A 24,855-nucleotide genomic window follows, 5' to 3' on the forward strand; every position below is an offset into this window, starting at 1 on the left:
GCCTCGCGACACACGCGGGCTGACTTAGTGGCCAAGCTCGGATTAGGATCAGGAGCGCATCAATGATTTCAATCAAGCTAGGCTTCTCCAAGGGCGCCAAGAGCCCCTTTGCTGATTTCATTCGCAATGCTAAGTCGGAGCAGAAAAAGCGTGTCTACAGCGAAGTGCTGACTGAAGCGACCAAGCAGCAAAACCTTGTGATAATGGAAGCTGAAGCCAAACGAGCTAACTGACTACGACTACTCAGCCAAAAAAACCGGTCAAGTGCCGGTTTTTTTTGCTCAGAATGGGCAAAACCAAAACCTCAAAGAAACACACGTAAGCGGCGAGTTATCCAAATCGGTACTGCCGAAGCTGATCATTTCCGAGCCGACCATTGAAGCCCTGATCGATAGTCTGTGCCAGGAGGGTTTGTCGGTCAGAGGACCGTCCCGGTTACAACGATGCGCGCCAGATTGATCGACAGACGCTGCAAGACTACGCCCCTTACCTACGCCAGCAAATCCAGCAATGTGAACTCTGCATCACTACCGCGCAGAACCGCCTGAGCAGCGTCAGCCGCACCCTTGCCGGGCTACGCGGTAATCAGGACGTGCGGATAGCCAGCCAACCCCAGTCGTCGGGATAGAAGCGCTCGACCGTACGCACCCGCCGGTCCCGTCGGATGGCAAGACCACCAACACGTAGATGTAGATCTTCTGCTAGATCGCGGGGTCGTGAGCAGGCCGGCCAGTATCGGCTGGAATGGCACCCTCAAAACCCACATTAACCAGGTCGAGTTCGACGACAACGACGTCGACTATGTGCAACGGATTGGTATCGCTGACAAAGTCGTCGAGGCTTTCAGGAAGTAAGATGCCTTGGCCTTGATGTTCATCGTGAATAGGAGTGGCGGAACCCACTCGGTTACGCATCGGTACATTTTCGCCACTGCAGCAACTTCCACACAAAACGGCATAGAGCCGCCACCTTTCAATGCCGTAGGTCCTGAGGTATATTCCTGCATTAAGCAGAAATGCAATGCTAAGCTTTATCTGCTGTCGTCCGCCGCTAATCTCAAACATTCGGCGTCAAAAAAGCGCGGTTCATCCCTTACCGGCACATAATGAACAGTCAGAACAACACTTCTAAACACTCGTTTGACGAGTTCAAGCTCTACTATGATTCCACAGAGAAAGTCACTGATAGACGCCTCGACACCAATCGCTGGAACTATTCCATCTGCATAGCGATCCTGATCGCCATCGCGACAATTACCAACTGGAGCCTAACGAACACAAAACTCCTGTGGGTGGGGCTCGCTGCGGACGTGCTTCTATGCCTGATGGCGATTTTATTTTGCGCGCTTTGGATCGGACAGATCCGTGACTTCAAGAACTTAAACAATGCGAAGTTCACTGTGCTCAATGAGATGGCGCCAAAGGTGGAGTTCGACGCGGGTAACCCGGGTGCAATCGTCTCTTTCTGCCCCTTCGACAAGGAGTGGGCAAAACTCACTGAGTTGAACGCACTTCAGGAAGTAGGGAGGTCCAATCTCATTGCCCTGAAGTCCTCAAATATCGAATACTTCATCCCCAAGGCTTTCGCTGCGCTCTTCTTGACCGTACTTCTTGCCTTGGCCTTAGTAGTAGCCAGCTACTGGCCGCCGTCGACGTTAGCACAAAAGGCTGAAGCACCCAAGGCAAGCGCTCAGCAGGCACGGACGCCATGAAACTCATTTACTTCGTTTCCCCGGTAGGCTCTGACCCCAGCTACGACACAAAACGGCAAGCGCTAGATTCAATTGCCCAGGAGTTGGAAGTTGAATTCTTCTTTCCGCTTGATCGGCACAAATCCTTCTCAGTAGGTACCGCAGTAGGGGATTTACACAGCGCGTGGCTTGTCATCGCTGACCTATCCCTTGAGCGCCCGAGCTGTTACTTCGAGGTTGGTCTTGCGCAGGGTATAGGAAAGCCTGTCGCCTTTATTGCAGCGATTGGCACTTCACTCCATCAAGCGGGCGGCACTGCGAACCTCCTGAGTTACCGTGACATCTCAGACTATCGAGAAGCAGTTCGCCAGGTAATTTTACGAAGACAACAAAGTGTAGCCTGACCATTGCATCGAATGCCGATACAATGGCGGGGGGCACGGGCTTCGTGCCGTCCGCAGACGTTCATGTCAAACGATGAGCAAACGTTCGCTTCTCTAGCCGGACTACGGGACCTTGCGAAGCCACAAGTCCGCCAATACTGGGATAGAACGGCTTTGGAAAGAGATGAACCTGACATTCAAGCGGCTGAGGCGTGGCCAAAGAACAAGGCAAACACATATGCTCTCTGATAGCTCATTATGGAATGCTTCTGTGACCGCACAATCATCATTTTTCTAAGGTGCGGAGTAGTAACCTCGAACGAATAATAAAAATATTGCGAAGCGCCTACCGATGGTGTTTATCTGTTGCGTCAAGCGATAATACCAAATTCTGCACGAGCTGTTCTCGGCGCGTTCCGGACTGAAATAGCACCGTCATAACACAAGTGCGGCGTAGCGCAAGCAGCTCAGCGAGGATGCAGAAATTCCTGGCCCAAAAAATTATGGAATGGAAGCTCCCAGGTATCGCGAGATACATAGGACCCCACTCGACTGGATAATTGGTTAATCGAGGGCAGGGAATGCATATCGTGGGGGGGCTTTACCGAGAGTTATGCGATATACCATCCTGGGACTCCACGATGGGTTCGGGGGGCCGCGCGGCGATGGCCACGATCGACTTGTCACCAGGCTCTGAATTTCATACCTACGCCTCCCCCGCCGACGATGCTGCGATTCTGGCGCTTCAAAGCAGGGGCGTGATTGCCACCACCGTTGCCCGTCCCTCGTCGATCGTCTTTGCCTATTTTCATCCTTTATCTTCCCCCCACGTCGAGCCGCCGCGAGAGGCACTCAGCCGCCTGCCTGTATTGCGGGTGACAGGGGAAGCGGTATTGCGATTCGGGTTTCTGGAGGGAGATGCAATCGTCACAGCCGACCGTGCTGTTTATGATCCACAGACCTGGCGTAACCCACAGCCATTTTCGGCAAATGGCTCGACTGCGGGCGAATTAGCGCTAGTGCTCAACGAGCTTGAGCTCCGTGAAGCTGCGGGCATCGACAACCTTGATCAAGCTGCACGTCACTTGATAAACGAGGCAGGCGCTCAGGTGGTTGTTGTTAAAAAAGGCGCTTGCGGTGCGTCGGTCTATGACTCCACGGGCAACGTCTCCCACGTGCCGGCTTACCGTTCAAGCAAGATTTTCAAAATCGGTACAGGGGACATTTTCAGTGCGGTATTTGCAGTTTATTGGGCGGAAAGAAAAATGCCTGCCGCCCAAGCCGCTGATTTGGCGTCTCGGTCAGTCTCACTTTATTGTGAAACACGCACATTTGAGTTTGACCCCCTTTCCCTTTCTCAGCGTCACCCCGTTGCTGCGAGAGTGGGTGCACGGATTTGCATTGAGGGGGGTACCGAATCCATCGGCCAACGTTACACCCTGGAAGAAGCCCGCTTTGCCTTGCGCGAACTGGGAATGGAGGTGATGTGTCCGGAGACGGAACAAGAAGCCGGCGCTTGGAACGCGGATGCCACGCTCGTCATCGATGATGGCCTATCCCCGCACGCGCTGATTCGAATTCGGAAAGATCAGGCGCAAGGAAGGCCTGTCGTCGTACTGCACGAGCGATCAAATACGACAATCTCGCTGACCACGGATATTGAGGCAACCGATGACTTCGCATCAGCCATCTACCTTGCAGCTTGGGCCGCAGGCTTAAGCGTATCCGTGAGCTGATCACAACAATAAATGGCATCGCCCTAGGGTTGTGCAATGGAATGTAACCAGTTGAGGCCCGACCAACCTATGGCGGACGTTTACATCATTTATGCCAAGGAAAACCGTGACACCGCGGTGAGGGTTCGAGACCTCCTCTCGTCCTCATGGAGTGTCTGGTTGGACGACCTTATCGTTGGCGATTTCAACTCAGTCATAAAAGAGAACATTCAGAGTACGAAATGCGTAATCGCGCTGTATTCATCCTTCGCGAGTAAACCAGCAGTGATGGGGGAGCTCAGCCTCGCGGGTAAATACGACAAAAAGGTCATCCCATTGATTCTGGATGACAGCGATCCGCCTTATCCGTATGGGCACTTCAGCAGCGTTGATTTCCGCGCATGGCAAGGAGACTTGGATGCAGAAGCAGTGAAAATGCTGCAGATGAAGATCGGCGAAGTCGTCAAACCTCGATGCCCGCCGAGTCGGCTTGAAGCAGTTCATAACGGAACGTTGCCGATTCCGAACGTGTTCATGTCCGTTTCGTCTCATGAGACCCAGTTCACACCCGCCGCGGCGCTGAGCGTGTTGAAGGCGCACAACACTGGATCAATCCTGGTCTCTGCATACGATCTGGTGAAATCCAAAGAACGCAAAAAGATGGTCAAGGAAATTCAGGCCTATCGCAGGCAAGGTGGGTTCGTCCTGATTGACTCAGGGAACTATGAAGCCGATCGCAGGGACGACAAGGACTGGACGCCCGCGCACTTCAAGGAGGCTTTGCTGGGGACACCGCATGACTGGGCATTTTGCTTTGATAAAATGACCCCGAATAAGAACCCGGACAAAGCAATTGAAGAGGTTGTCCGGGCAGTAAGACGAGATTCCAAACACACCCAGGCCCCTGTACTGCCCATCGTCCACGTGTCGCAAGATGAGCCCGGTTTGGCGCGCCTGCCTCAAATAGTGCGAGGCGTCTCCGAACAGCTCCGCCCTCCGGTCATCGCGATTGCTGAAAGGGAATTGGGTGCAGGCCTGGCGCTTCGGGCAAAAACGATGAAGCGAGTAAGGGCGGAACTCGACAAGCTGCCCTACTACCAGCCCATCCATCTGCTGGGCACCGGAAACCCATGGAGCATTGCAGTGTTGGTAGCTGCGGGAGCTGACACCTTTGACGGCTTGGAATGGTGCCGATTTTCCATTGACCCCAGACGGGGCCGCCTTCATCACTTCCAGCATTTTGACTTTTTCAGAAACGCTGGGGATCGCACACCGTTTCTCGACATGGTGGACGCCAACCCTGACATTGAATATGCGGGCCAGGTCGCCCTGTATAATCTGGAGTATTATGAAGAGTTTGGGCACATGATGCGCTCCATGATTGCAACCAAGGACGCCGAACTTTTCGCGACAGGCATCGTGCGAATGTTCAATGCCCAAGAGCTAAGAAAGCTCTTCCCGGAGATATTTCCATGACTAGCTATAGCGCCGAGGCGCTATCTAGAGCGGTAGCCGCAGTCTGCCCTGACATCCGCCTACGCATTGAGGAGGGGGTAGTGTCAGACGAACGCCACCTCTGGTGGGAGTTGTCATGCTGCATCCTGAGCAGCCAGGTACCCTACCCACTCGCCATGGCGGCAGCAGACGCAATCGACGCGCAGGGATTTCTTCATCAAACTGGAGGAAATCAGGAAGACCTCGCTGAGCGTTTATTTGGGGTGCTGAGCACCCCTCTGGATGTAGAAGGCAAAAAACGCAGCTACAGATTCCCCAAAGCCAAAGCTGGTCACTTAGCATCGACTTGGGCTGCGGTAGCAGGCACTGGCGGCTCCCTGAAAGCCTTGATCAGCAGGGACGTCAACGACGCACGAGCATGGCTGGTTGCTCACGCCTGCGGCATTGGGCCTAAGCAAGCGAGCATGTTCTTACGCAACTGTGGAGTCACTTATGACTTGGCAATCCTGGATCGGCATGTTCTCAATTACATGTCTGCACAAGGCATTTACTCAGGCGCTCAAGCGTCCATTTCTGGGCTGGTCCAGTACGGTCGTCATGAACAGCGCCTGCGCGACCATGCGCGGGAGATGGACTGTCCGGTCGGGCTGCTCGATTGGGCAATATGGATCGTCATGCGCGTCGCGAACCGCAAGCAGGAGGCTATTTTAGTATGAGCATCGTAACACTCGTTTCCGGGGGGCTGGACTCCACACTGGTCGCAAAACTGGCGATAGAAGAAGGCTTGCGAACTTATCCGCTCTTCGTTGATTACGGCCAGCGGGCACGTCATAGGGAGCTAGCTGCCTGTAGGCTGGCCATGAAGAAACTCGGCCTCCCCGAGCCCGAGATCGCCGATTTGTCGGGGTTCGGGAAATTGATACGTTCAGGACTTACGGATCCGAATCTCCACATCATCGACGACGCCTTCACGCCTGGCCGAAACATGCTTTTCCTGCTGATTGCGGCTGCATATGCCCATCAGAAAAATGCAGATGCCATTTCAATAGGCCTGCTTAATGAAAGCACCAGTTTGTTCCCCGATCAGACCTCTGGATTCCTGGCCGAGGCTGAGCGCATGATATGCCTATGCATGGGCAGACAGATCAAGGTACTCGCCCCGCTGGCGTTGTTCACAAAACCTGATGTCGTTGCATTGGCAGCCGAAAAGGGTATTACGCAGACCTATTCCTGCCATCTGGGTGAGGAAGATGCATGTGGTAACTGCATCGCCTGCAACGAATTCAAATTTGAGGGAAACCAGTAATGGGCGGGAGCAGCTCAGGTGGATGGAGCCGACTCGGCGATGTTAAATCGCTGGAGCAGAAAGCCAAAGCGGCACTTAACGAGGGCAAGCGCAACGTATTCATCAGTTTCGCGACTGAGGACATGGATGAGGTCAATCTGCTACGAGCTCAGGCGAAAAATGAAAATAACGATATCGAGTTCAATGACCACTCCGTGCGTGAGCCCTACGACAGCGTTCAGGCCGAGTACATCAAGCGCAAAATTTCAGAACGCATCAACCGCGCCTCGGTGACTGTTGTATATATCTCCAACGACACTGCTCAGAGCAAGTGGGTTAAGTGGGAGGTTGAGAAGAGCCTGGAGCTTGGGAAGAAAGTGGTGGCCGTGCACTCGGGTAGTCAGTTCAACGGAACCGAACCCAAGTGGATCTCAGACAATGGGATCAAGACTGTTGCCTGGTCGAAACTCGCTGACGAGCTCAAGTAGGCGAACAACGCGCAAGGACATTACGCCAGCTAACGCCCTATTTGGACAATCCGAAAACGCCAGCATCCATCCGTTTAGTTGTCCTTGCGCGCTTCCCACTGGGTATGTTCCCGCGAAAAGGCATTCTCAGCGTCGCCCACAAATTTCGACAAATCGTCATCTGCGACTAGCTCTTGCACTTGCTCTCGGAGGAGGGTGATTTCGTGCGCCGTAAGGGCATAAGAGGCAGAGAGCTCGGTGAAGCGCTTCGCCTGCATCCACGTCAGTAGGCTGGCTGCGACAGCTATCAACACATCGGTAGGAAAATACTGGTACTGCACGTTGGCGATCTTAATCAACGCGCAGATGACAGCGACCGCGTTCACGACGATTAGGGCGGTGAAAAAATACTTCGCCGCGCTGGTGTTGAATCTGGCCTTTCGCGAATACCAGTCCAACTGATCGTTGATACGAAACTCTACGTACGTATCACGTCGCGAAACGAAGTCACCGGCCCTTAGCTGCTTCATCACCGCTGTAAGTTGGTGCGCAGATAGATGACTGATCAGCTTGTCCGAAACCCCCGGATTTTGCCGCACCACCTGCGTAAGCTTTTTTAAGAGGTGTTGCTTTGCAGCCTCATCGCTTTCGTGAAAAGGTTCTGCCCTGGAAACGTAGCGCCACGTTATCGTCTTGATGGACTCAGCGACTGCACGTCCAGAGTACCAAAGCCGCTCTGGCCTCTTGGCCGCCAGGTAAACTGAGCTGGCTAATGCCCCTGCGAGCAGCGCGGCCTGGATAGCAGCCGAGATCCAATGCGGATAGTTGATAACTGACACGACCGCAGCTGCCACCAGTAACACCAGATTTACAATCAGGGCGGTTAGGAAATGCGTCTGAGCATCCCCTGAGAGCTTGTTGGCCGCTTGGTAGAGACCCGGAAAATCAGAGCTTTGCATCAAACGGCCTCATAACCGAGATTTTTGTACACGCTATCTGGAAAATGGTAATTCCCGCGCTGGCTGTTGGTAGGGTGCCCTAGCGCATGAGCGATGATAGCGGCCGAGTAAGGAACGAAGATTGCTCCGACGTCCTGCATGACGGGCGGACAGAGGTCTGCGTTGAGGTGACGGCCTCTATCCAGATTGACGCCGATCAGACTGCACCCCTTCTCTATCGCGACCTGAATTTCCCAACGCACATATTTGTGTTTTGATCGGGTATCTCTGCCGATCAAAAGCATGAAGGTGCCTGCCATGTCGATGCGCTCTCGACATTTCCGTTTGATATAGTCCTCATCCTCCGAGTCCAGGGCCATGTTCAGCTGGCAATCGGCGAAATTGAAATCTAAATGGGTGTTCTTTCGCCATGCTCCCATCAGCTCGTACATGTGCCGATCGGTGCTGCTAAAGCCCACAAATGTTCTAGGTAATCCCATTACTGCTCCTTGATTAGGTTGAGGCAACGCGAGAGCACTCGCACACCAGCGGGCTCACTTTTCGGCAGGAGAAAGCGTTGCCAGCCGCTCTGGCCTGATGGCGAACAGCTCATCCTTGCCAGCCATATAGGTGTCGATTTCCCACTGTGCGTCGGCTGCGCCCAAAAACTTATGCTCGAAAGCCCCGGCTTCGGTCGGGTTTTCGATGGCGAAATAGCAATTGGCTAACGTGGCGTAGATCCAGCGTTTGTCTGGGCGATCGAAAAAGTCCGTGGAGTCCAATAGGGGCAGCAGTGACTTCACAATCATCTGGCGAATTTTATGAGCGCACATGAAGTCGAAGACCTTTTCGGAATGCTCTGCCTGAACCTGGGCACGAAACTCGAAGCACAGCGCTAGGTTTTCGCCATTGTAATAGTCGCGTTTCACCTCGAATCCGCGTCGATAAAACTGGATCGCCGCATCGAGCGACTCACGGTCGCCTTCACGCAACCAAAGTCGCTTGGTGATCGCACCGGCCACGCCCACAGTCTCGGGGTCGTTCGAGGCCTCAGGATCCAGCGAGCGGATGATTTCAAGGCCGGCTCGCAATGCCGAAATCTCGTCGGGGAGCTTTGCCTTGTACGTGGTTAATGCCAGTTTCTGCAGAATGTCAGGTTCGCCAGGCTTCATGTCCCTGGCTGCTGCGAATTCCAGGCTCGCTAGATCGTGTCTGCTTTGGCGCATGAACTTCTCACCTTCACGCATATGACGAGAAAAGCGCTGTTGTGCTTCCTCGGCTTCCCCCAGCAACTCTTCGTATTCTTCGTCGGACATTTTTGGCGAGAGGAGCTTGGGGAGAAATGTGTAAACGGGGCTGTCGACGGCTTGGGCAGCCATTACAGCGCCAATGAGTTCCCCAAGATCCTTAACTGCCCTTTTGGCTTCTCGCGCCAGGATGTCGTCTCCGAAGTGCTGGTACCGAAATGTGCTGACATGATTCAGGTCAAAGTACAGCTTGCCCTGATCCTCATTCATGATGATGGTTGAGTTGGGTCTGAGTGCGTGCCGCACGCCCAACTCGTAAACTGCATTCACGTTTCCAGTAGAAATGTCGGCTATGACCAGATCGGCCCTAAGGAGCATCTCGTACATTTTTACGTCAATGAACCCAGACTGCGTGATTTCATCGGCCCTGATACACCTCAAGCCCTGAGCAGTGACGGCAGGCTCGATAATGGTCTCGTAGGTGGCATTCAGATCAAGCGTGCGGCCGGTTTCATACTCGGTTTTCTTGCCGAAACCCATCACGACAAAGCATACCTTCATTACAGTCTTCCCTTGCCAGCAAAACGTTCCGGGTAGGCTCGCAGACTGCTTACCACCACCTCGTCGAAAACGTGCAAATACCTACGAGCAGCATTAAACGCGATCAGCCGGACTGCCTCCGGTATGACATCAGTATGCGGCCACGCCGGCGCGTCGTGACAATGGCAAGTCCATTATCTGAGTGGTGCTGGCAACGACCGCCTTACATCCCCTGCCCTGACCGCTTGAAGGGGATTTCTCGACTAGACCGAATAGTAGCCTAGGTGCCCTGGGGAGGTAATTGCACTGACATCGTTCTATTCCCCGGCGGCATGGTCGAGGTCGTAGCTGCCCCCCACGACGCGAATGAAAGACGCGCCAGACAGTAACACGTATTTATGATTGTAGATGGCCACCACATTAGAGGCCATTTATCCTGACGCTAGGATCCAGGAGGATAGAAGGCTGAAAGGCTCCAGCGGCCTGCCATAAGCTCTACGATTGCTGAAGCGCCAGGAACTGGTACAGGATTGAGCGTGCAGGCTTCCTGCTAAGCAAGGGTGGGCTGGCGCCAGCTCGGGCCGAAGAAAAACTTAACGTCGTGTCCGGAATTAGTTGACCACTACAAACACCACCGAACAGAAGCATCTAGGAAGATGTACATGATTGCCCGTATTTCAGCCGCCTTCGCCGTTATGGTTTCTTTGGTTGCCCATGCCAACGCAGGGGTCGCACCTCTCGTCGAAACCCCTTCCAAAAACCGCGCCGAAGTCCTGACGTCCACTCAATCCATCAAAGGCCCGCTCACAGCGCAGCACCTGTCATCAAGCCATGTCGGTGATGCCATGGACCCCATCCAGCCGTTCGACCAAACACTCGAACTGCAGGGCATTCGTTTTCATGTGACGACGGCGCTGGTCGATGGAAATCGTGTGCTCTACATCGCCCCCCAAGGGCTGGAAATCGATAACTCGAAGGTGACTCACCCTTTCACCGGCAACATCGTTCGGGCGGAAGTTGCAGACCTTGATCGCAACGGCTCACCCGAGATTTACGTCTTCGTCAGATCATCGGGGAGCAAGATGGCGGGCGAGCTCGTTGCCTACTCCGCTAACCGCAAGAAATCGCTCAGCGAAATTTATCTGCCACCTGTCAATGACAACCCGAAAATTGCAGAGGGTTACCAAGGCGAGGATGAGTTTGCTGTGACGGAAAATGCGTTGGTGCGGCAGTTTCCGGTTTATGACGGTGCCGACGCAGGGGCGGGGCGGACGGGAAAAATGCGGCAGGTTCAGTACAGGTTGATCCCAGGGGAAGCTGGGTGGCTGTTGAGAGTTTTTCAGGTGAGCGAATACTGAGGCAATCTTTTGAAGGAGAAAGTTACTCTCAGCCAAAGACGCGCAGCTCCGGAGGCTGAGGCCCCAAAGAATCCTCCGCCAAATCGTGGCGCCCCTCCCTCTCCGTCCTAGGAAATTTCCTGCACAACGCGTCGCCTTCCATGAACTAGCGAACTCTGCCCTTAATAGATAGCCTTCAGATGTCGCTGCAAATAAGCGATCAGCTTTGACAGGCTGAAACCGGAACCTTCCACTCTACCTAATAAAACGGCATGCTTGCGCGCGTGCAGTTTTTTCATGGCGGCTGTGCGTGGGGCATCTTTGGATGCACCGGTTTCCTGTGTTTCCGGTCTGTCAACCTGCGTACAGCTGCCACCCTCCCTGTTTGACAGCAGGGGAATGGCAGTTCCTATGACAAACCAGGAATTAGACCATGAAAAAACACAGTCCCAACCCACCGGACGCCTCGCCGGATTTGGCACCCGATGCCCTTGATTTATCCAAGCTCTCCGAAGTCACCGAACCCCTCGTAAGCGCCCGCCTGCGCAACCCTCGTCTCCCCGATCCCGTCAGCCACGTCTTCACCATCCTCCCCGACATCGACACCCCCTCCCTGCTCGCTCACGCCTGCGAAACCCTGGCCTCGCTCAACGTCATGAGCACGGACCTTGCCTGCGAACTGCAAAGTTCTCGCCGCAACGTAGCGCTGGCGATCCAGCAGCTGGCGGTGGTGGCCGAACTGTTGGTAAACCGGGCGCTGGACAACCTGGACCCACCCGATGGATTGCCAGAGCCCCAACCCACCAGCCACCCCTGAGTGGCGACGTTCCTTTGTTACCGACTGGAGGTTTTTGTCATGGATCGATACATGCCGGTCACCGGCATCGATTGCAGCATTGCGGCGCTGTTGATCGACACCGAAGCGCCGCTGGACGTATTGCACGAAACCGCGGCCTACCGCATCCGCACGGCAACCCAATTGCTGGAGAGCTTCGCCGTAAACGAAAACGTTCACAGTGAACTGGCGCGGGTGTTGGTCGCTTCACTGCGCGACGGCTGCGATTTGTTGGACGTCGTCGGGCGGCGATTGCAAACGCAGGTTTTGATGTAGAAAGAAAATGGGCGACCGCTGAGGGCGCCCATTTTTAGACTGTCATCAAACGCAGCTTCATGCACAACGACTCAACAGAAGGTTTCACTTTATGTGACTTTCTGTGGAGTCCGCCTCCTCACAAAGCTTCTTTGATCGCACGCGTAGCGAAAATCACCCGAAAGTCAGGGCAAAGGGCGCCGCCGCTTTTTGAATCGCACTGACCACATGAGGTGCCTGCTCTCGATGCTGGGGATACCGTCCAAGTACTACTTCGAGTGAGGCAAGTATCTTCTGAATACGTAATCCAGGCTGTTCGATCTCGCATGTCTGCGCGAACTCCAGCAACCCTTGGCGAGAAGCAAATAATGACTTGTTCCCCGCCAGATCCAGCGCCAGAACATCCTCCGGGATATAAGCAGTGGTATTGACGATGTCATAAGCCGGCGCCAGGCGAGCATCGCGTTGCGTCGGCTCCGAGTAGAGCAAGCCATAGTTTTTCAAATGCGCATCGCCGTTGCCGACGATGCAGCTCAGGGCGACGCTATCGAAGAGCTGGTCGAGTGAGGATCGCAGATGCTGCGCAGGGCAAAACAAGCGAATGACCTTGGCGATTGCCGCGTAGCTTTTGCTGTATTTCTGATCGGCCGACAGTCCCATAAGTGCCGCCATATCCTCGAAGCCAATCGGGTTGAGTTGAGTGTCTCGATCAAAGCGGCGCATGACAAACAATCTGGCGTTGTCGGAAAGGTAAAACTCAGGGACCGGAATGCCCGCTTCCTTGGCAATCGACATGCAAAGGAACTCGTTGATCGCCAGACCAGGAAACTCGTCACGGCCACTCTTGATGATCAGATCCGAGGTTTTCGAGGTGACTCGTGGCAAGTCGGTCTCCTGCTGTTCAGGCACCAACACTTTGGGTTGAACACCTGAAATGCCTGCACGCAGGATGTAGCGATCAAGCAGGTCGGCAAAGATATCTTCCGCGCCGTCCCACGTCAGAATCTCTTCGAGTCTTTCTCCTGGAAATGTCTGTTCTCCAAGCAGGGCATCGACCGCTTCCGAACGCACCTGAACTCTGCCGATGGGTGAGCTGCTACCGGAAAGCGCGAGCAACAGCATGGGATCGACGTTCACAGTCTTGGCCAGGCGATTACGTAATTGTTCCAGTACGTACCCTTCCGGCAGATTCATCTGAAAGATTGGGTGCAGGTCTCGTCGACGGAACTCATCAGGTCGCACGGGCATCGACAAGCTGATTGCCATGGACGACAACGCCTCTTCGTCGTAGCGGAAAATAAAATCCGCCGCACTGGTGAACATCCGGCCGCTGCGTCCTTCAGGAGTGCTGACGAAAAGTGAGGTCATTTTCATTCAGAACAGTTCCGCAAGTTCTTCAAGGGTCGGCATGGCCGCTGGAACAACGTTCAATTCACAATCCAAAGCGCCTAATACCCGCGCATAGGCCACCATGCTCACGGATAGAACGCCCTTTTCCACGGCAATGACTTTTTGCCGCGTCAGCCCGGCTAGTTCGGCCAGCTGTGCTTGCGTGTGGCCACGATTGATACGCTTCTCGCGTATTTGCTTGGCAAGACGCGATACCAGAAGGGAGTAATCCATGTTCAGCTACCGTTACATTCAAACTTAAATGTAGCGCATACATGACATTAAAGCGACCCCAACCACTCTCCTGTTGCAGCCACACGAACAACGTGTTCGATCGCGAGTACTACAGCTCGCCCGCCCTCTCTGGCAATTACGGCGCGCCACGCAACGTCATGACCAGTTTCAAGTACAACTTCTGACGTCGCACGATCACCGATGAGCGAGCGCACCGGCTAAAGGTGCGCCATGCAGATGAATTTTTCTTCACCCCACCGCCCCTCGACAACCGGTACATTGCGCTCGCTCTTCAAGAAACTACGGTTTGCCCGCCCTCCCGCGGGCTTTTTTTTGCCTTTTGTATGGTCAGCTGCATTCTGTAATCACCCTCCTCTGACGCAAAACACTCCCAACACCTCCATAGGGTGTACCATCAAAGGCTGTCCATCAGATATCAGTTAGCCATGTCCACGCTAAGCGAAGAGAGCCGTCAGATCGTAGCTTCTCTGACGCACCGCGTTGGTCCCAACGCTGACATTGCGACCGTCGCACACGCGATCGCTTCGATATTGCAGGCTATGGACGCAGCCCTCACGCCCATCCTTGGCCAGCAAGGAGTTGCCGCGCTTTATCGCCGCAGCCTTCATTTGTGCGCCGCCAATCATCCGCGCCTGGCCGGCACCTATGACAGTGTGCAGGCCTCCCTGGATCTGACTGCCCTCAAGTCCGTACTCGTTGAGCAAAACGCAGCCGATGCACTGTTTTTCGGTGAAGTGTTGCTGACTACTTTCTACCAGCTGCTGACCACGCTGATCGGGCCCTCGCTCACCGCACGTTTGCTTCGTGGCGTGTGGGAACCTTCTTTGAGCGACACCCTTTCGCAGGAAACTTCGCCATGAGCACCAAAGTGACTATCAACCGTCTGGCCACCGGCGTGCCAGGACTGGACGAGGTGCTGGGCGGAGGTTTGCCGGAGTTTTCGTTCAACCTGATCGCCGGCCCGCCTGGCTGCGGCAAAACCACCCTGGCGCATCAAATGATGTTTGCCCTGGCGACGCCTGAACGCCCGGCGTTGTTCTTTACCGTACTCGGCGAGCCGCCGCTGAAGATGCTGCGTTATCAGCAGCAATTCGACTTTTTCGACAGCGAAGCGATCAACCAGTCAATTCGCTACGTCAACCTGGCCGACGACACCCTGGCCGGGGATCTGGACGAAGTGCTGCGGCGGATCGTCAGCGAGGTGGAAGCGCATTCACCGGCACTGGTGTTTGTCGACTCGTTCCGTTCGGTGGTGCTGGCCAGCCAGACCCAGGACAACCCCAACAACAACCTGCCGCAGTTCGTTCAGCAGTTGGGCATGTTGATGACCACCTGGCAGGCGACGACCTTCCTGATTGGCGAATACTTCACCGAAACCGACACCAATCCGATTTTCACCGTCGCCGACGGCCTGATCTGGCTGCGCCAGAGCGTTCAACGCAATTCCATGGTGCGCAAGATGGAAATCATGAAGATGCGCGGTCAGCCGACACTCCCGGGGCTGCACACCTTCCGCATCGCCACGTCGGGCATTAAAGTCTTTGCGCCTGCGGCACTCAACCCGGATGAAGCGCCGCAACAGTTCCCGATCAAGCGGCTGAAAATGGGCGTGCCGCAGCTCGACGAGATGCTCGGCGGTGGCCTGCCCCGTGGTTATTCCTTGCTGGTGGCCGGGCCGTCGGGCTCGGGCAAAAGCATTCTGGCCTCGACATTCCTCGCTGAAGGCGCGCGCAATGGCGAAACCGGCGTGATTGCAGTGTTCGAGCAACGACCCAATCACTCCCAGAACGCCACCCTCGCCAGCCTGATCCAGAGTGGCCAGGTCGGTCTGGTGGACAGCCGTGCCCCGGACCTGTCCATCGACGAAATCGTGCAGTTGTTGTTGAGCGAGATCACCCGGCTGAAAGCCACCCGCGTCGTCATCGATTCGCTGTCGGGCTTCGAGCTGGCGCTGGCGCCGACCTTCCGCGAAGACTTCCGTGAGTCGCTGTCGCGCATGGTCACCGCGCTGACCAGGATCGGCGTCAGCGTGTTGATGACCTCCGAGCTGGAAGACCGCTACACCGATCTGCGTTTCAGCCCTTACGGTACGGCGTTTCTCACCGACGCAATCATCGTCCAACGCTATATCGAAGTGCAGAGCCGCTTGCTGCGTATCATGGCCGTGGTCAAGGTCCGGGCCAGCGCCCATTCCGATGAATTGCGCCTGTACCGCATCGACCATAATGGTTTACAGATCGGCGAGATGTTGCCGGAGCAGGAAGGATTGCTTGGGGGTCGGCCAACCCGGCAGCGTTCTGACAAAGACCACGGATGAGCGAACCATCATGAATGAGGCTAACAGCAAGAACGAGCAAGCCATGGCCACCGCCGCTCGCGAACTGTTCCTGCTCGGCCAGAAAACCGTCGAGGCGCGAGCCGTACTGGCGGCGCTGCAAAAGGAGCTGAGCGAGGCCAACACCCAGCTCGTCGATAGCCAACAGGTCGAGCAACTGATCGAGGCCAATCAGCAATTGGTCCTGGCGATTCTGTCATTGCAGTCGGATGCGGAAAAACCCCAACGCTCAGCCGAAGAACACCAGCGTTACCTGGAGATGCGCGAAACCAACGAACAATTGGTGCGTGCCGTCCTCAGTGCGCAGCACTTGCAAGCGTCGGCCGAGCACAGCCTGGCCCAGCAACGAAACATCCTCACCCTGGTGGCGCACGAACTGCGCAATCCGCTGACGCCCATCAGCATGATCGCTGGCCGACTGGTGCGGGTGCCGAGTGCAGAGCTGCCCCGAATGCAGGCCCTGATCGAAAGCCAGGTGCAGCACATGTCGCGGCTGGTGGACGATTTGCTCGACGTCTCCCGCGTCAGCACCGGCAAGTTGCGCCTGGATCGTCGTATCGTCGATATGCTGCAAATCATTCAGGAGACCATCGCCGTGTGCAGCCCGGTGATGGCCGCTCATCATCTGCACTTCACGGCTGAATTGCCCGAAGGTGCGCTCGCAGTGAACGGCGATCCGGTACGGCTCACGCAAATCCTTGGCAACCTGCTGGGCAACGCGGCCAAGTACACCCAGGCGGGCGGCACGGTCACGCTGTCGGTGACCACCGAAGACAATCTGCTGCAGATGAGCATTGGCGATAACGGCATCGGCATTTCTGCCAAGGCGCTGCCTTTTATCTTCGAGCCCTTCGTGCAGGATGTTCACGCCGTCGGCTTCAACCGTGCAGGCCTGGGCATTGGCCTGACAGTGGTTCGCGAGCTGGTCGAGGCCCATGGCGGCACGGTCATCGGCATGAGCGACGGCGACGGCAAGGGCAGTACCTTTATTGTGACGTTGCCGTTGGCGGTTTGAGTTTTTCACTAATCGCCATGGAACACCTGACCCGCGCTGGTCCCGGCGTCTTGCGTGACAGGTCCTACGGATGAAGAAAACCAGAAGAAAAATCCCACAGGACTTTAAGGTTGTCGGTCGGAAGTCCGCTCAATAACCTTTGGCAGTCGCTGAAAACTCAGTGATCGGGTGTGAGATCCCGGCAAAAAGTATGCATCTAGCGCCAGTGCCTTCATAATTGGCGCCAGCTTATCCGCTGCCAGAAAATGCGTTATGGCGGCTGTGTGCGGGCAGACTTAGGTCTGGCCGGGTGCCTACTACCGGTGATCTCACACTGCACATAGCTGCCACCTCTTCGCCGCTTGAGATCCGGCAAGTGATGGCTCCCATTTCAGTAGGAGTTTTCACATGGATAAATTAACCCCCGATCCCCCCTTCGAAACCGCCAGACCCTATAGCCCCAACACCCTGTTCATGGTCGTCCCGGACATGGACACCGAAAGCCTTCTGGCCCATGCCTGCGAGTCATTGGCTTCAGCCAACGTCATGGCCAATGATTTCGCCACCTACCTGAACGGTCCGCAGCGCAACACCGCGCTGGCCATTGCGCAGATCATCATGTTGGCGGAATTGGCCGTGAACCGGGCATTGGATAACGTCGATCCGCAGGGGTAGGCAGGCGTTCATACAGGTGAACCGCGTTATCGTTCATCGCGGGCAAGCCCACTCCCACATGATCGATGCCGTGTGCGGACTTTGTGTTCGCCGCAGATCCCTGTGGGAGCGGGCTTGCCCGCGAAGGCGGCGGCACATTCAACACCCATGCAAGCTGACCCACCGCTTTCGTCGGAACGCCGCCCGGAGCAAGCCCGCTCCCACAGTTTTGATCGCTGTCGTGCCCGGACTTTGTGGTCGCTGCAGATCCTCTGTGGGAGCAGGCTTGCCCGCGAAAATCCATCTCAATTGACGGGCTGAGGCTGAGCCACTGACGCCGGTTCTTCATGCTTTTGTAGAACCGGCAACTCCAGCCGAGCTCGCCCATAAAACGCCAGCGCCGTCAGCAAACACGCCAGCCACACGAAGATCCCCGCCCAAAAGGTGTGGGACATGTAGTGCCAGCCTTGCAGAACCCGCGTCGTGCCGTAGACGAAACCGAGCGCCAGCGAGCCGTACATCAGCGCTTTCGAATAGCGCCAGCGGTAGCGGCGCGCGACGAAGTACAAAGCCAGCATGGTAAAGCCACCCGAAGCGTGACCGCCCGGCCAGCAACGCCCGTCCCCGGCAACGTTCAGCAGATCGAAATTCTGGTACCACTCCTTGTGTTCAATCTTTCCACCGTACTGGGTCGTTTCGATCGGGCAATACACACTGGTATGGCCCTTGAGGTAATGGATGACTCCCGTGCTGATGGAGAATGCGAACACCACATACAGAAAATCACGGCGGTGCCTGCTGGCGAATCGAAGCACCGGAGCGACCTTGATTTTTTCCAGGAGCGCGATGATTTTCGAATGTTTTTCAGACTTCAGACGCGGCCAGAGAAACGACAGCAAGGCGCCAACGATCGCGATCTCGCCGGTCCAGTTCGGGATGATCCGCGTCCATTTGTGGGTGATCTTTTCGAACAAATGGATTTGATCCAGCGGGAACACTTTCGCAGTCGGGTCATAGAAAAGATCGCTGAAGGCGATGTCGATGCTGGTCAGGTCGAACATCAGGAAAACCACGAGCGCACAGGCCAGCGGTATGCCGAAGTTCACCGAGTAAAAACGCAAACGGGAGGAAGTCAGCATTGAGCGCCCTGATCGAGAAAGTGAATTCATTCGCTGGTCACCGAGCGCCAGTCCGAGGCTTCGATGAAACCGAGCATGCGCGGTGCCTGTAACGTTTCGGCCGAAATGAACAAGGAAGCGCCATAACCCAGGGTCGAGCTTGGCAACTTGAGGTCTTTCAGCAGTTGCGACATGCATTCGCTGTGGGTGACCAGAATCAGATTGCGGCCGGCCACTTTGTGCGCCAGGGCGTCACGCAACATGGTGCCCTTGCAGTTGATCAACCAGTCTTCATCGAAACTGATCTTGTTGAACATATAGCCGGCGGTCTGCGCTGTCCGCATGACCGGGCTGTTGTAGATGTCGGCCTTGTTCAAGCCCAGTTGCTCGAACTGAGCACCCACCGCCACTGCCACGCGGCGAGAACGCTCGGTGATGCCGTCATTGCCGCTCAGGCAGGCTGCCGAGGAGTGATCGCAACGTTCGACATGGCGCACCAGTACGATCATGTCACCTTTGGCCCAGCCGGCCGCCAACGCACGGGCGCCGGCCACATTGCCGTCGGCCAGGTCCGGCACGGCGGCGGGTCGCAACAGCCATACCGTCAACGGGATCACCAGCAGCGCCGAAGCCAGCACCACAGCCCCGTTGCGATAGAGGGCCAAACGGCTCAGGTCGAGGGAGCGTTTAATCCCGAACAGACTCAGTCTCAATTCCACATCAAGCCGCCTCGCCGGCATGCATCACTGTCATTCGATGCCGCGAGGGTAGAGAGGCGCGCGTTGGCTGGGGGTGAAACGATTGTGAAAAAAAGCTTAAAAACAACAGCCAAAGATCGCAGCCTGCGGCAGCTCCTACATTGGAACGCGCACTCCTGTAAGAGCCCTGCGGGAGCCCTGTAGGAGCTGTCGAGTGAAACGAGGCTGCGATCTTTTGATCTCCCTACAGTTCCCAACCTCGCTGCCGATACACACCTGCTACCTACCTTGCTGGCTCCCAAAAACAACAATCTTCCAGCCAACCGACGATCAAGAAGCACAACGTTCCTGGAGGAATTTGATGAATAGCTGGTTCGGCAATATCAGCGTGAACCTGAAACTGGGCCTGGGGTTCGGCCTGGTCCTGGCCCTGACCTGCCTCCTCGCCCTGACCGGCTGGACGAGCCTGGGCGGTTTGATTGACCGCAGCAACTGGATGAGCGACATCACCCAGCTCAATGCCGGCCTGACCAAACTGCGCGTGGTTCGTCTGCAATACATGCTGACCAACGGCGACGAAACCGCCGCGCAAAACGTACAGGCCACCCTGGACGCGTTCTCCGCCCAGCAGCAAGCACTGCTGGCTAAATTCAAGAGCCCGGAAAACCTCAAGTTGTTGAGGGAACAAGGCGCCGTCATCGAGGCTTACAAGACGTCCCTGGACAAAATGCGCAGCGCCTACCGCACCGGTAACAGCGCCCGCGACGTCATGGGCAGCAACGCCGAAACCGCCAGTAAACTGATCGACGCCATCAACACCGCCGTGCTGCAAATGCCCCCGAGCGATCAGCGCTTCGAACAGTTCCAGGCCATCACGGCCGCCAAGGAAGCCTTCTTGCTGACCCGCTACGAAGTGCGCAGCTACACCGCCACCACCAATCCCGAGACCGAACAAAAAGCCGTCCGCCAACTGGATATGGCGATTGCCAGCCTGAAGTCACTGGACGGGCATTTCGCCGAGACTCAGCCTGACGCCCTGCGCCAGCTGGAAACCGCGCTGAACAATTACCGCAGTGCCTTGCAGGCTTATAAAAACGCCAGCAACGACGCCGTCCAGGCGCGCAAGGAAATGACCGACCAGGGCGCCGCCATCGTGTCCCTGAGCGATCAGTTGTATCAGATTCAGCTCGAGCGCCGTGACGCCGAAAGCGCCCAGGCCCGCACCCTGCAACTGATCAGTACCCTGCTGGCATTGTTGGTGGGCATCATTGCTGCCGTCATCATCACTCGCCAGATCACCGGCCCGTTGCGCGACACCCTGGCCGTGGTTGAGCGCATCGCCAGCGGCGACCTGTCCCACGACGTCAAAGTGACTCGCCGCGACGAACTCGGTGTGTTGCAGCAAGGCATTGCGCGCATGGGCGTTACCCTGCGCGATTTGATCAGCGGCATTCGCGATGGCGTCGCCCAGATTGCCAGCGCCGCCGAAGAGTTGTCGGCCGTCACCGAGCAGACCAGTGCCGGGGTCAACAGCCAGAAGATCGAGACCGATCAGGTGGCCACGGCCATGCACGAGATGACAGCCACGGTGCAGGAAGTCGCGCGCAACGCCGAGCAAGCGTCCCAGGCCGCAGCTGCCGCTGACGGCGAAGCTCGCGAGGGCGACAAGGTGGTCAACGAAGCCATCGCCCAGATCGAACGCCTGGCCAGTGAAGTGGCGCGTTCAACCGAAGCCATGAATGTGCTGCAACAGGAAAGTGACAAGATCGGCAGCGTCATGGACGTGATCAAGGCCGTCGCTGATCAGACCAACCTGCTGGCGCTCAACGCCGCCATCGAAGCAGCCCGTGCCGGTGAAGCCGGTCGGGGTTTTGCCGTGGTGGCCGACGAAGTCCGTGGCCTGGCCCAACGCACCCAGAAATCCACCGAAGAAATCGAAGGCCTGGTCGCCGGTCTGCAGAATGGCACCCAACAAGTGTCGGCGGTGATGAACAACAGCCGCACCCTGACCGACAGCAGCGTGGCGCTGACCCGCAAGGCCGGCGTGTCACTGGAAAACATCACCCGCACGGTGTCCAACATCCAGTCGATGAACCAGCAGATCGCGGCTGCCGCCGAGCAGCAAAGCGCCGTGGCCGAAGAGATCAGCCGCAGCATCGTCAACGTGCGCGACGTGTCTGAACAGACGGCCGCCGCCAGCGATGAAACGGCTGCGTCCAGTGTTGAACTGGCACGGTTGGGCAATCAGTTGCAGATGATGGTGAGTCACTTCCGGGTGTAGACGGTAACGTCTATTGAATCCCGCTGAAGGTCTCTGTGAGAACAGCAAGCCATTAACTTAACTTGCAGCAAACGTAAAAAACAACAAACCCCGCAATTAGCGGGGTTTGTTGTTTTTCGGGCGCGATGGCAATGGAGCACATCGAGATACAAGTACCCTAGCGCTGCTCAAGAGCCGCCAACACATGCCCAGGGTCATTGTGTATGGCGCGCAACAGCGCTCGTGCAGGACCTTCTGGCTCCCGCCGACCTTGCTCCCAGTTCTGGAGCGTTCCCAGCGCAACATCAATCGCTTTGGCAAACCGTGCCTGTGATAGCCCTGTGGCCTTGCGAATCATTTTGACCTTTACCGCGTCAACGTGAAACTCACGCGATGGCGGACGCTCGCCGCGATCAATCTCGTCCATCTGGGTCATGCTTTCGACCAGACGGTTGAATAGATTCTTTTCCATCATTTCCACCCTCTGTTTAATTCGATCAGTACTTTCTTTTCGGCTGGGGAGAGATCATCTTTGATCCCCTTGCGGTAGATCAGAATCAACCGGATCTGATAGGCCGGTGAGATGTGGTAGTAGATCACCCTGACCCCACCTCTCTTACCTTTCCCGTTCGCGGCCCAGCGGACCTTTCTCAATCCATTGGTCCCTTGAATCACATCACCGGCCACGGGGTTCTCGGCCAGGTACTCTTGAAATTCGCCGTAGCTTTCATCGCTCAGAAGCTCGCCAAGGTCTTCTGTAAAAATAGGGGGCTCAATGAATATCATCTTGATGCGCTATCCGTCATTGGCGTACATGCAGGATAGTCACTCATGCCTTGGCGCGCAACACCCTGCCGATCATTCGATGGCCAAACAACCTATATGCCCGCTCTATCGAGCAGGCAGATCCAACTCAACTCCACCCTCGGCTCTGAACCGACTGCTGATTCGAGTACCCAGTCCTCTTGCACAATCGTTCTGATGGAACGCCTGCGTCAGTATGAAGTGAGCTTCTTCCTCCATTGAACGACCATTGCGGCCTGCCGAGATGTGGAGCAGTTCAAAGAGCTCTGGGTCAAGATTGCCAACGGTAATACTGGACATAGGCAACTCCTGTGCTCGTAGAATTGATCCGACGAACCTATCACGAGATTCTGGATTTCTCTGCTGCCTCCATGAGACAAAGATAAAAAGATCGTCCGAACGCGGCCCGAGCCTTCGGCAGCTCCTACATTGCTATGTGTTTCTGCGTACCACGATCAATGAAAGCCTCTGCGCAAATCCCCTTCCCGCGCCAGAAACCGCCCTGCCCTTTTGCCATTCGCCTGCCCCTCGCAGTAACTCAACACGCCATTGACCCAAACCCTATCAATCCCTTCCGCTGCCCGTTGCGGGTCATTGAAGTCCGCCACGTCGCGAATGGTCACGGGATCGAACAACACCAGATCCGCCCAGTGTCCTTCGCGGATTTCGCCCCGTTGCTTCAAGCCGAACCGCGCTGCCGACAATCCGGTCATCTTGTGCACCGCGGTGTGCAGTGGAAACAGCCCCACATCGCGACTGAAATGTCCCAGAACCCGTGGGAACGCGCCCCACAAGCGCGGATGCGGAAACGGGTCTTCCGGCAAACCGTCGGAGCCCACCATCGACAGCGGATGCGCGAGGATTCTTCGTACATCGGCCTCGTCCATGCCGTAATACACGGCGCCAGCCGGTTGCAGGCGGCGGGCGGCATCGAGCAGCGGCACGCCCCACTCGGCGGCGATGTCCATCAGGTCGCGGCCGCCCAACTCCGGGTGCGGCGTGGACCAGGTGATGGTGATGCGATGGGCATCGGTCACTTGCTTGAGGTCCAGGGTCGATGAGCTCGCGGCATAGGGATAACAGTCGCAGCCCACCGGATGAGTTTTCGCTGCCTGTTCAAGGGATGCCAGCAGTTGCGGACTGCGCCCCCAGTTACCGGCGCCGGCACATTTGAGGTGGGAAATGATCACCGGGGTTTTCGCATGGCGGCCGATCTGGAACGCCTCATCCATGGCCTCCAGTACTGGCTCGAATTCGCTGCGCAAATGGGTGGTGTACACCGCGCCGAACGCGCTCAGCTCTTCGGTCAGTTGCATCACTTCGTCGGTGGAGGCCGAGAACGCGCTCGCATACGCAAGACCTGTGGACAAGCCCAATGCACCCGCCTCCAGGCTTTCACGCAACTGGTCGCGCATCGCGCCGATTTCCTCAGGCGAGGCGCTGCGAAACAGGTCGTCGAGGTGATTGCTGCGCAATGCGGTGTGGCCGACCAGGGCCGCCACGTTCAGCGTGGTATTCGCCGCTTCGACGGCGGCGCGGTAGTCGCTGAACGTCGGATAAACAAACGCAGCGGCTGTGCCGAGCAGGTTCATCGGATCGGGCGGATCGCCACGCAAACTCACCGGCGCAGCGCTGATCCCGCAGTTGCCGACAATCACCGTGGTCACCCCCTGGCTGAGCTTGGGCAACATCTGAGGCTGGCGGATCACCACCGTGTCGTCGTGGGTGTGCACGTCGATGAAACCTGGCGCCAATACGCGGCCGGCGGCGTCGATTTCTTCGGTGGCGCTGGCATCGTGCAGGTCACCGATGCGCTCGATACGGCCGTTCAGGATCGCCACGTCGGCGGGATAACCGGGGGCGTTGCTGCCATCGATGATCAGGGCGTTGCGAATCAGCGTGTCGTACTTCATGTCAGTCTCCATTTGCGCTGCATGTAGCATATTTCTTTTTGTTTGATATGAATCTTCTTCTGATTTAGTGCTCCTAGCCACGTTGCCGGAGACGGCACGCTGAGCTGTCGCGCCAGGCGCGGACCTGATCCCACACAAGGCAGTCAGTTAAATTTCACAGGGATGCGAAATGATTTTTCTCTCTTGGCCACGGGATTACTTGGCCGATCACGACACAGTGCGCCCAGTCTTCACAGCCTCGCAGTCTGCCAATTGCATTGCGGTGATGGGGTTGTTGCTGGGACTGTG

27 protein-coding genes and 3 pseudogenes are annotated in these 24,855 nt (G+C 56.3%); 18 read left to right on the forward strand and 12 right to left on the reverse strand.

All coding sequences use genetic code 11. The annotated features are described in order from the left end of the window. The first annotated feature begins 62 nt into the window (after positions 1-62). Complete coding sequence (locus tag ACA062_RS29305; RefSeq protein WP_497454136.1) at positions 63-233, forward strand: hypothetical protein; 171 nt, start codon at positions 63-65, stop codon at positions 231-233. 173 nt (positions 234-406) lie between these two features. Continuing rightward, positions 407-625: pseudogene (locus tag ACA062_RS29310) on the forward strand (integrase domain-containing protein); the annotation flags it as partial. A gap of 79 nt (positions 626-704) precedes the next feature. On the opposite strand, the pseudogene ACA062_RS29315 reads toward ACA062_RS29310, so the two are convergent. Beyond that, a pseudogene (locus ACA062_RS29315) lies at positions 705-914 on the reverse strand (transposase); the annotation flags it as partial. 191 nt (positions 915-1,105) lie between these two features. On the opposite strand from ACA062_RS29315, the gene ACA062_RS29320 reads away from it, so the two are divergent. The 7 genes from ACA062_RS29320 to ACA062_RS29350 all read left to right on the forward strand — a co-directional run bounded on the left by ACA062_RS29320 (position 1,106) and on the right by ACA062_RS29350 (position 7,016). Continuing rightward, complete coding sequence (locus ACA062_RS29320; RefSeq protein WP_497454137.1) at positions 1,106-1,711, forward strand: RipA family octameric membrane protein; 606 nt, start codon at positions 1,106-1,108, stop codon at positions 1,709-1,711. Then, a complete protein-coding gene (locus tag ACA062_RS29325; RefSeq protein ID WP_497454138.1) occupies positions 1,708-2,094 on the forward strand; it encodes a hypothetical protein in 387 nt (128 codons plus the stop codon). The genes ACA062_RS29320 and ACA062_RS29325 overlap by 4 nt, the downstream gene beginning before the upstream one ends. 644 nt (positions 2,095-2,738) lie before the next feature. Beyond that, a complete protein-coding gene (locus tag ACA062_RS29330) occupies positions 2,739-3,809 on the forward strand; it encodes a PfkB family carbohydrate kinase (protein ID WP_497454139.1) in 1,071 nt (356 codons plus the stop codon). Between the two features lie 69 nt (positions 3,810-3,878). After that, positions 3,879-5,264: a TIR domain-containing protein gene (locus ACA062_RS29335; RefSeq protein ID WP_497454140.1), complete on the forward strand. Its 1,386-nt coding sequence runs from the start codon at positions 3,879-3,881 to the stop codon at positions 5,262-5,264. 80 nt (positions 5,265-5,344) lie between these two features. Then, on the forward strand, positions 5,345-5,959 hold the full coding sequence (locus tag ACA062_RS29340) for an 8-oxoguanine DNA glycosylase (protein WP_497454141.1): 615 nt from the start codon (positions 5,345-5,347) through the stop codon (positions 5,957-5,959). After that, entirely contained in the window at positions 5,956-6,549 is a 594-nt protein-coding gene (locus tag ACA062_RS29345) for a 7-cyano-7-deazaguanine synthase (RefSeq protein ID WP_497454142.1), read from the forward strand. Before ACA062_RS29340 ends, ACA062_RS29345 begins: the two co-directional genes overlap by 4 nt. Continuing rightward, a complete protein-coding gene (locus tag ACA062_RS29350) occupies positions 6,549-7,016 on the forward strand; it encodes a TIR domain-containing protein (RefSeq protein ID WP_497454143.1) in 468 nt (155 codons plus the stop codon). Before ACA062_RS29345 ends, ACA062_RS29350 begins: the two co-directional genes overlap by 1 nt. Positions 7,017-7,090: 74 nt before the next feature. Here ACA062_RS29350 and ACA062_RS29355 read toward each other — a convergent pair whose 3' ends face one another. The 3 genes from ACA062_RS29355 to ACA062_RS29365 are packed head-to-tail and all read right to left on the reverse strand — an operon-like array spanning position 7,091 to position 9,741. After that, positions 7,091-7,954 carry a DUF4231 domain-containing protein gene (locus ACA062_RS29355; protein ID WP_497454144.1) on the reverse strand — a complete coding sequence of 288 codons (864 nt, stop codon included), beginning with the start codon at positions 7,952-7,954 and terminating at the stop codon, positions 7,091-7,093. After that, positions 7,954-8,433, reverse strand: coding sequence for a TIR domain-containing protein (locus tag ACA062_RS29360; protein WP_497454145.1), 480 nt, complete (start codon positions 8,431-8,433; stop codon positions 7,954-7,956). The genes ACA062_RS29355 and ACA062_RS29360 overlap by 1 nt, the downstream gene beginning before the upstream one ends. Positions 8,434-8,487: 54 nt before the next feature. Beyond that, positions 8,488-9,741 carry a TRAFs-binding domain-containing protein gene (locus ACA062_RS29365; protein WP_497454146.1) on the reverse strand — a complete coding sequence of 418 codons (1,254 nt, stop codon included), beginning with the start codon at positions 9,739-9,741 and terminating at the stop codon, positions 8,488-8,490. 641 nt (positions 9,742-10,382) lie between these two features. Here ACA062_RS29365 and ACA062_RS29370 point away from each other — a divergent pair. The 3 genes from ACA062_RS29370 (at position 10,383) to ACA062_RS29380 (ending at position 12,168) form a co-directional block, all read left to right on the forward strand. Then, positions 10,383-11,078 (forward strand): hypothetical protein, encoded by a 696-nt coding sequence (locus tag ACA062_RS29370; RefSeq protein WP_497454147.1) that lies wholly within the window; start codon positions 10,383-10,385, stop codon positions 11,076-11,078. Between the two features lie 412 nt (positions 11,079-11,490). Further along, on the forward strand, positions 11,491-11,874 hold the full coding sequence (locus ACA062_RS29375; protein ID WP_497454148.1) for a DUF6124 family protein: 384 nt from the start codon (positions 11,491-11,493) through the stop codon (positions 11,872-11,874). 39 nt (positions 11,875-11,913) lie between these two features. After that, a complete protein-coding gene (locus tag ACA062_RS29380) occupies positions 11,914-12,168 on the forward strand; it encodes a hypothetical protein (protein WP_497454149.1) in 255 nt (84 codons plus the stop codon). Positions 12,169-12,321: 153 nt separating this feature from the next. Here the strand turns inward: ACA062_RS29380 and ACA062_RS29385 are convergent, their stop codons facing one another. Together ACA062_RS29385 and ACA062_RS29390 are read right to left on the reverse strand one after the other, a co-directional pair. Next, entirely contained in the window at positions 12,322-13,521 is a 1,200-nt protein-coding gene (locus tag ACA062_RS29385) for a type II toxin-antitoxin system HipA family toxin (protein WP_497454150.1), read from the reverse strand. After that, positions 13,522-13,770: a helix-turn-helix transcriptional regulator gene (locus tag ACA062_RS29390; RefSeq protein WP_497454151.1), complete on the reverse strand. Its 249-nt coding sequence runs from the start codon at positions 13,768-13,770 to the stop codon at positions 13,522-13,524. It lies immediately after the preceding gene. A 446-nt stretch (positions 13,771-14,216) separates the two neighbouring features. Here ACA062_RS29390 and ACA062_RS29395 point away from each other — a divergent pair, with 446 nt between their 5' ends. The 4 genes from ACA062_RS29395 (at position 14,217) to ACA062_RS29410 (ending at position 17,795) form a co-directional block, all read left to right on the forward strand. Then, positions 14,217-14,651 carry a hypothetical protein gene (locus tag ACA062_RS29395; protein ID WP_497454152.1) on the forward strand — a complete coding sequence of 145 codons (435 nt, stop codon included), beginning with the start codon at positions 14,217-14,219 and terminating at the stop codon, positions 14,649-14,651. After that, positions 14,648-16,108 (forward strand): ATPase domain-containing protein, encoded by a 1,461-nt coding sequence (locus tag ACA062_RS29400; protein ID WP_497454153.1) that lies wholly within the window; start codon positions 14,648-14,650, stop codon positions 16,106-16,108. Before ACA062_RS29395 ends, ACA062_RS29400 begins: the two co-directional genes overlap by 4 nt. 10 nt (positions 16,109-16,118) lie before the next feature. Beyond that, complete coding sequence (locus ACA062_RS29405; protein WP_497454154.1) at positions 16,119-17,141, forward strand: sensor histidine kinase; 1,023 nt, start codon at positions 16,119-16,121, stop codon at positions 17,139-17,141. Positions 17,142-17,528: 387 nt separating this feature from the next. Then, positions 17,529-17,795 carry a DUF6124 family protein gene (locus tag ACA062_RS29410; protein WP_497454155.1) on the forward strand — a complete coding sequence of 89 codons (267 nt, stop codon included), beginning with the start codon at positions 17,529-17,531 and terminating at the stop codon, positions 17,793-17,795. 284 nt (positions 17,796-18,079) lie between these two features. On the opposite strand, the gene ACA062_RS29415 is transcribed toward ACA062_RS29410, so the two are convergent. Both ACA062_RS29415 and pmrG read right to left on the reverse strand, forming a co-directional pair. After that, a complete protein-coding gene (locus ACA062_RS29415; RefSeq protein ID WP_497457512.1) occupies positions 18,080-18,913 on the reverse strand; it encodes a phosphatase PAP2 family protein in 834 nt (277 codons plus the stop codon). 26 nt (positions 18,914-18,939) lie between these two features. Then, positions 18,940-19,611: a lipopolysaccharide core heptose(II)-phosphate phosphatase PmrG gene (pmrG, locus tag ACA062_RS29420; protein WP_497454156.1), complete on the reverse strand. Its 672-nt coding sequence runs from the start codon at positions 19,609-19,611 to the stop codon at positions 18,940-18,942. A gap of 475 nt (positions 19,612-20,086) precedes the next feature. On the opposite strand from pmrG, the pseudogene ACA062_RS29425 reads away from it, so the two are divergent. Both ACA062_RS29425 and ACA062_RS29430 read left to right on the forward strand, forming a co-directional pair. Next, a pseudogene (locus tag ACA062_RS29425) lies at positions 20,087-21,013 on the forward strand (methyl-accepting chemotaxis protein); the annotation flags it as partial. A gap of 144 nt (positions 21,014-21,157) precedes the next feature. Then, positions 21,158-21,871: a methyl-accepting chemotaxis protein gene (locus ACA062_RS29430; protein ID WP_497457513.1), complete on the forward strand. Its 714-nt coding sequence runs from the start codon at positions 21,158-21,160 to the stop codon at positions 21,869-21,871. A gap of 157 nt (positions 21,872-22,028) precedes the next feature. Here ACA062_RS29430 and ACA062_RS29435 read toward each other — a convergent pair whose 3' ends face one another. From ACA062_RS29435 to ACA062_RS29450, 4 genes are all read right to left on the reverse strand, one after another. Beyond that, a complete protein-coding gene (locus tag ACA062_RS29435; RefSeq protein WP_497457514.1) occupies positions 22,029-22,322 on the reverse strand; it encodes a helix-turn-helix domain-containing protein in 294 nt (97 codons plus the stop codon). Then, entirely contained in the window at positions 22,322-22,636 is a 315-nt protein-coding gene (locus ACA062_RS29440; RefSeq protein ID WP_497454157.1) for a hypothetical protein, read from the reverse strand. The genes ACA062_RS29435 and ACA062_RS29440 overlap by 1 nt, the downstream gene beginning before the upstream one ends. Positions 22,637-22,741: 105 nt before the next feature. Beyond that, positions 22,742-22,954, reverse strand: a complete 213-nt coding sequence (locus tag ACA062_RS29445; RefSeq protein WP_497454158.1) for a FitA-like ribbon-helix-helix domain-containing protein — start codon at positions 22,952-22,954, stop codon at positions 22,742-22,744. A gap of 155 nt (positions 22,955-23,109) precedes the next feature. Then, complete coding sequence (locus ACA062_RS29450) at positions 23,110-24,567, reverse strand: N-acyl-D-amino-acid deacylase family protein (RefSeq protein WP_497454159.1); 1,458 nt, start codon at positions 24,565-24,567, stop codon at positions 23,110-23,112. Between the last annotated feature and the right edge of the window lie 288 nt (positions 24,568-24,855).

The organism is Pseudomonas sp. LBUM1679 (assembly GCF_059695565.1).

What these genes read in the sequence shown, in the direction of transcription:
- ACA062_RS29415 (WP_497457512.1), bottom strand. Translation starts at nt 18,913, where the DNA reads ATGCTGACTTCCTCCCGTTTGCGTTTTTACTCGGTGAACTTCGGCATA.
- ACA062_RS29375 (WP_497454148.1), top strand. Translation starts at nt 11,491, where the DNA reads ATGAAAAAACACAGTCCCAACCCACCGGACGCCTCGCCGGATTTGGCA.
- ACA062_RS29440 (WP_497454157.1), bottom strand. Translation starts at nt 22,636, where the DNA reads ATGATATTCATTGAGCCCCCTATTTTTACAGAAGACCTTGGCGAGCTT.
- ACA062_RS29400 (WP_497454153.1), top strand. Translation starts at nt 14,648, where the DNA reads ATGAGCACCAAAGTGACTATCAACCGTCTGGCCACCGGCGTGCCAGGA.
- ACA062_RS29355 (WP_497454144.1), bottom strand. Translation starts at nt 7,954, where the DNA reads ATGCAAAGCTCTGATTTTCCGGGTCTCTACCAAGCGGCCAACAAGCTC.
- ACA062_RS29360 (WP_497454145.1), bottom strand. Translation starts at nt 8,433, where the DNA reads ATGGGATTACCTAGAACATTTGTGGGCTTTAGCAGCACCGATCGGCAC.
- ACA062_RS29320 (WP_497454137.1), top strand. Translation starts at nt 1,106, where the DNA reads ATGAACAGTCAGAACAACACTTCTAAACACTCGTTTGACGAGTTCAAG.
- ACA062_RS29365 (WP_497454146.1), bottom strand. Translation starts at nt 9,741, where the DNA reads ATGAAGGTATGCTTTGTCGTGATGGGTTTCGGCAAGAAAACCGAGTAT.
- ACA062_RS29350 (WP_497454143.1), top strand. Translation starts at nt 6,549, where the DNA reads ATGGGCGGGAGCAGCTCAGGTGGATGGAGCCGACTCGGCGATGTTAAA.
- ACA062_RS29405 (WP_497454154.1), top strand. Translation starts at nt 16,119, where the DNA reads ATGAATGAGGCTAACAGCAAGAACGAGCAAGCCATGGCCACCGCCGCT.
- ACA062_RS29430 (WP_497457513.1), top strand. Translation starts at nt 21,158, where the DNA reads ATGCACGAGATGACAGCCACGGTGCAGGAAGTCGCGCGCAACGCCGAG.
- ACA062_RS29345 (WP_497454142.1), top strand. Translation starts at nt 5,956, where the DNA reads ATGAGCATCGTAACACTCGTTTCCGGGGGGCTGGACTCCACACTGGTC.
- ACA062_RS29385 (WP_497454150.1), bottom strand. Translation starts at nt 13,521, where the DNA reads ATGAAAATGACCTCACTTTTCGTCAGCACTCCTGAAGGACGCAGCGGC.
- ACA062_RS29380 (WP_497454149.1), top strand. Translation starts at nt 11,914, where the DNA reads ATGGATCGATACATGCCGGTCACCGGCATCGATTGCAGCATTGCGGCG.
- ACA062_RS29390 (WP_497454151.1), bottom strand. Translation starts at nt 13,770, where the DNA reads ATGGATTACTCCCTTCTGGTATCGCGTCTTGCCAAGCAAATACGCGAG.
- ACA062_RS29305 (WP_497454136.1), top strand. Translation starts at nt 63, where the DNA reads ATGATTTCAATCAAGCTAGGCTTCTCCAAGGGCGCCAAGAGCCCCTTT.
- ACA062_RS29330 (WP_497454139.1), top strand. Translation starts at nt 2,739, where the DNA reads ATGGCCACGATCGACTTGTCACCAGGCTCTGAATTTCATACCTACGCC.
- ACA062_RS29445 (WP_497454158.1), bottom strand. Translation starts at nt 22,954, where the DNA reads ATGTCCAGTATTACCGTTGGCAATCTTGACCCAGAGCTCTTTGAACTG.
- ACA062_RS29435 (WP_497457514.1), bottom strand. Translation starts at nt 22,322, where the DNA reads ATGGAAAAGAATCTATTCAACCGTCTGGTCGAAAGCATGACCCAGATG.
- ACA062_RS29335 (WP_497454140.1), top strand. Translation starts at nt 3,879, where the DNA reads ATGGCGGACGTTTACATCATTTATGCCAAGGAAAACCGTGACACCGCG.
- ACA062_RS29410 (WP_497454155.1), top strand. Translation starts at nt 17,529, where the DNA reads ATGGATAAATTAACCCCCGATCCCCCCTTCGAAACCGCCAGACCCTAT.
- ACA062_RS29370 (WP_497454147.1), top strand. Translation starts at nt 10,383, where the DNA reads ATGATTGCCCGTATTTCAGCCGCCTTCGCCGTTATGGTTTCTTTGGTT.
- ACA062_RS29450 (WP_497454159.1), bottom strand. Translation starts at nt 24,567, where the DNA reads ATGAAGTACGACACGCTGATTCGCAACGCCCTGATCATCGATGGCAGC.
- ACA062_RS29325 (WP_497454138.1), top strand. Translation starts at nt 1,708, where the DNA reads ATGAAACTCATTTACTTCGTTTCCCCGGTAGGCTCTGACCCCAGCTAC.
- ACA062_RS29395 (WP_497454152.1), top strand. Translation starts at nt 14,217, where the DNA reads ATGTCCACGCTAAGCGAAGAGAGCCGTCAGATCGTAGCTTCTCTGACG.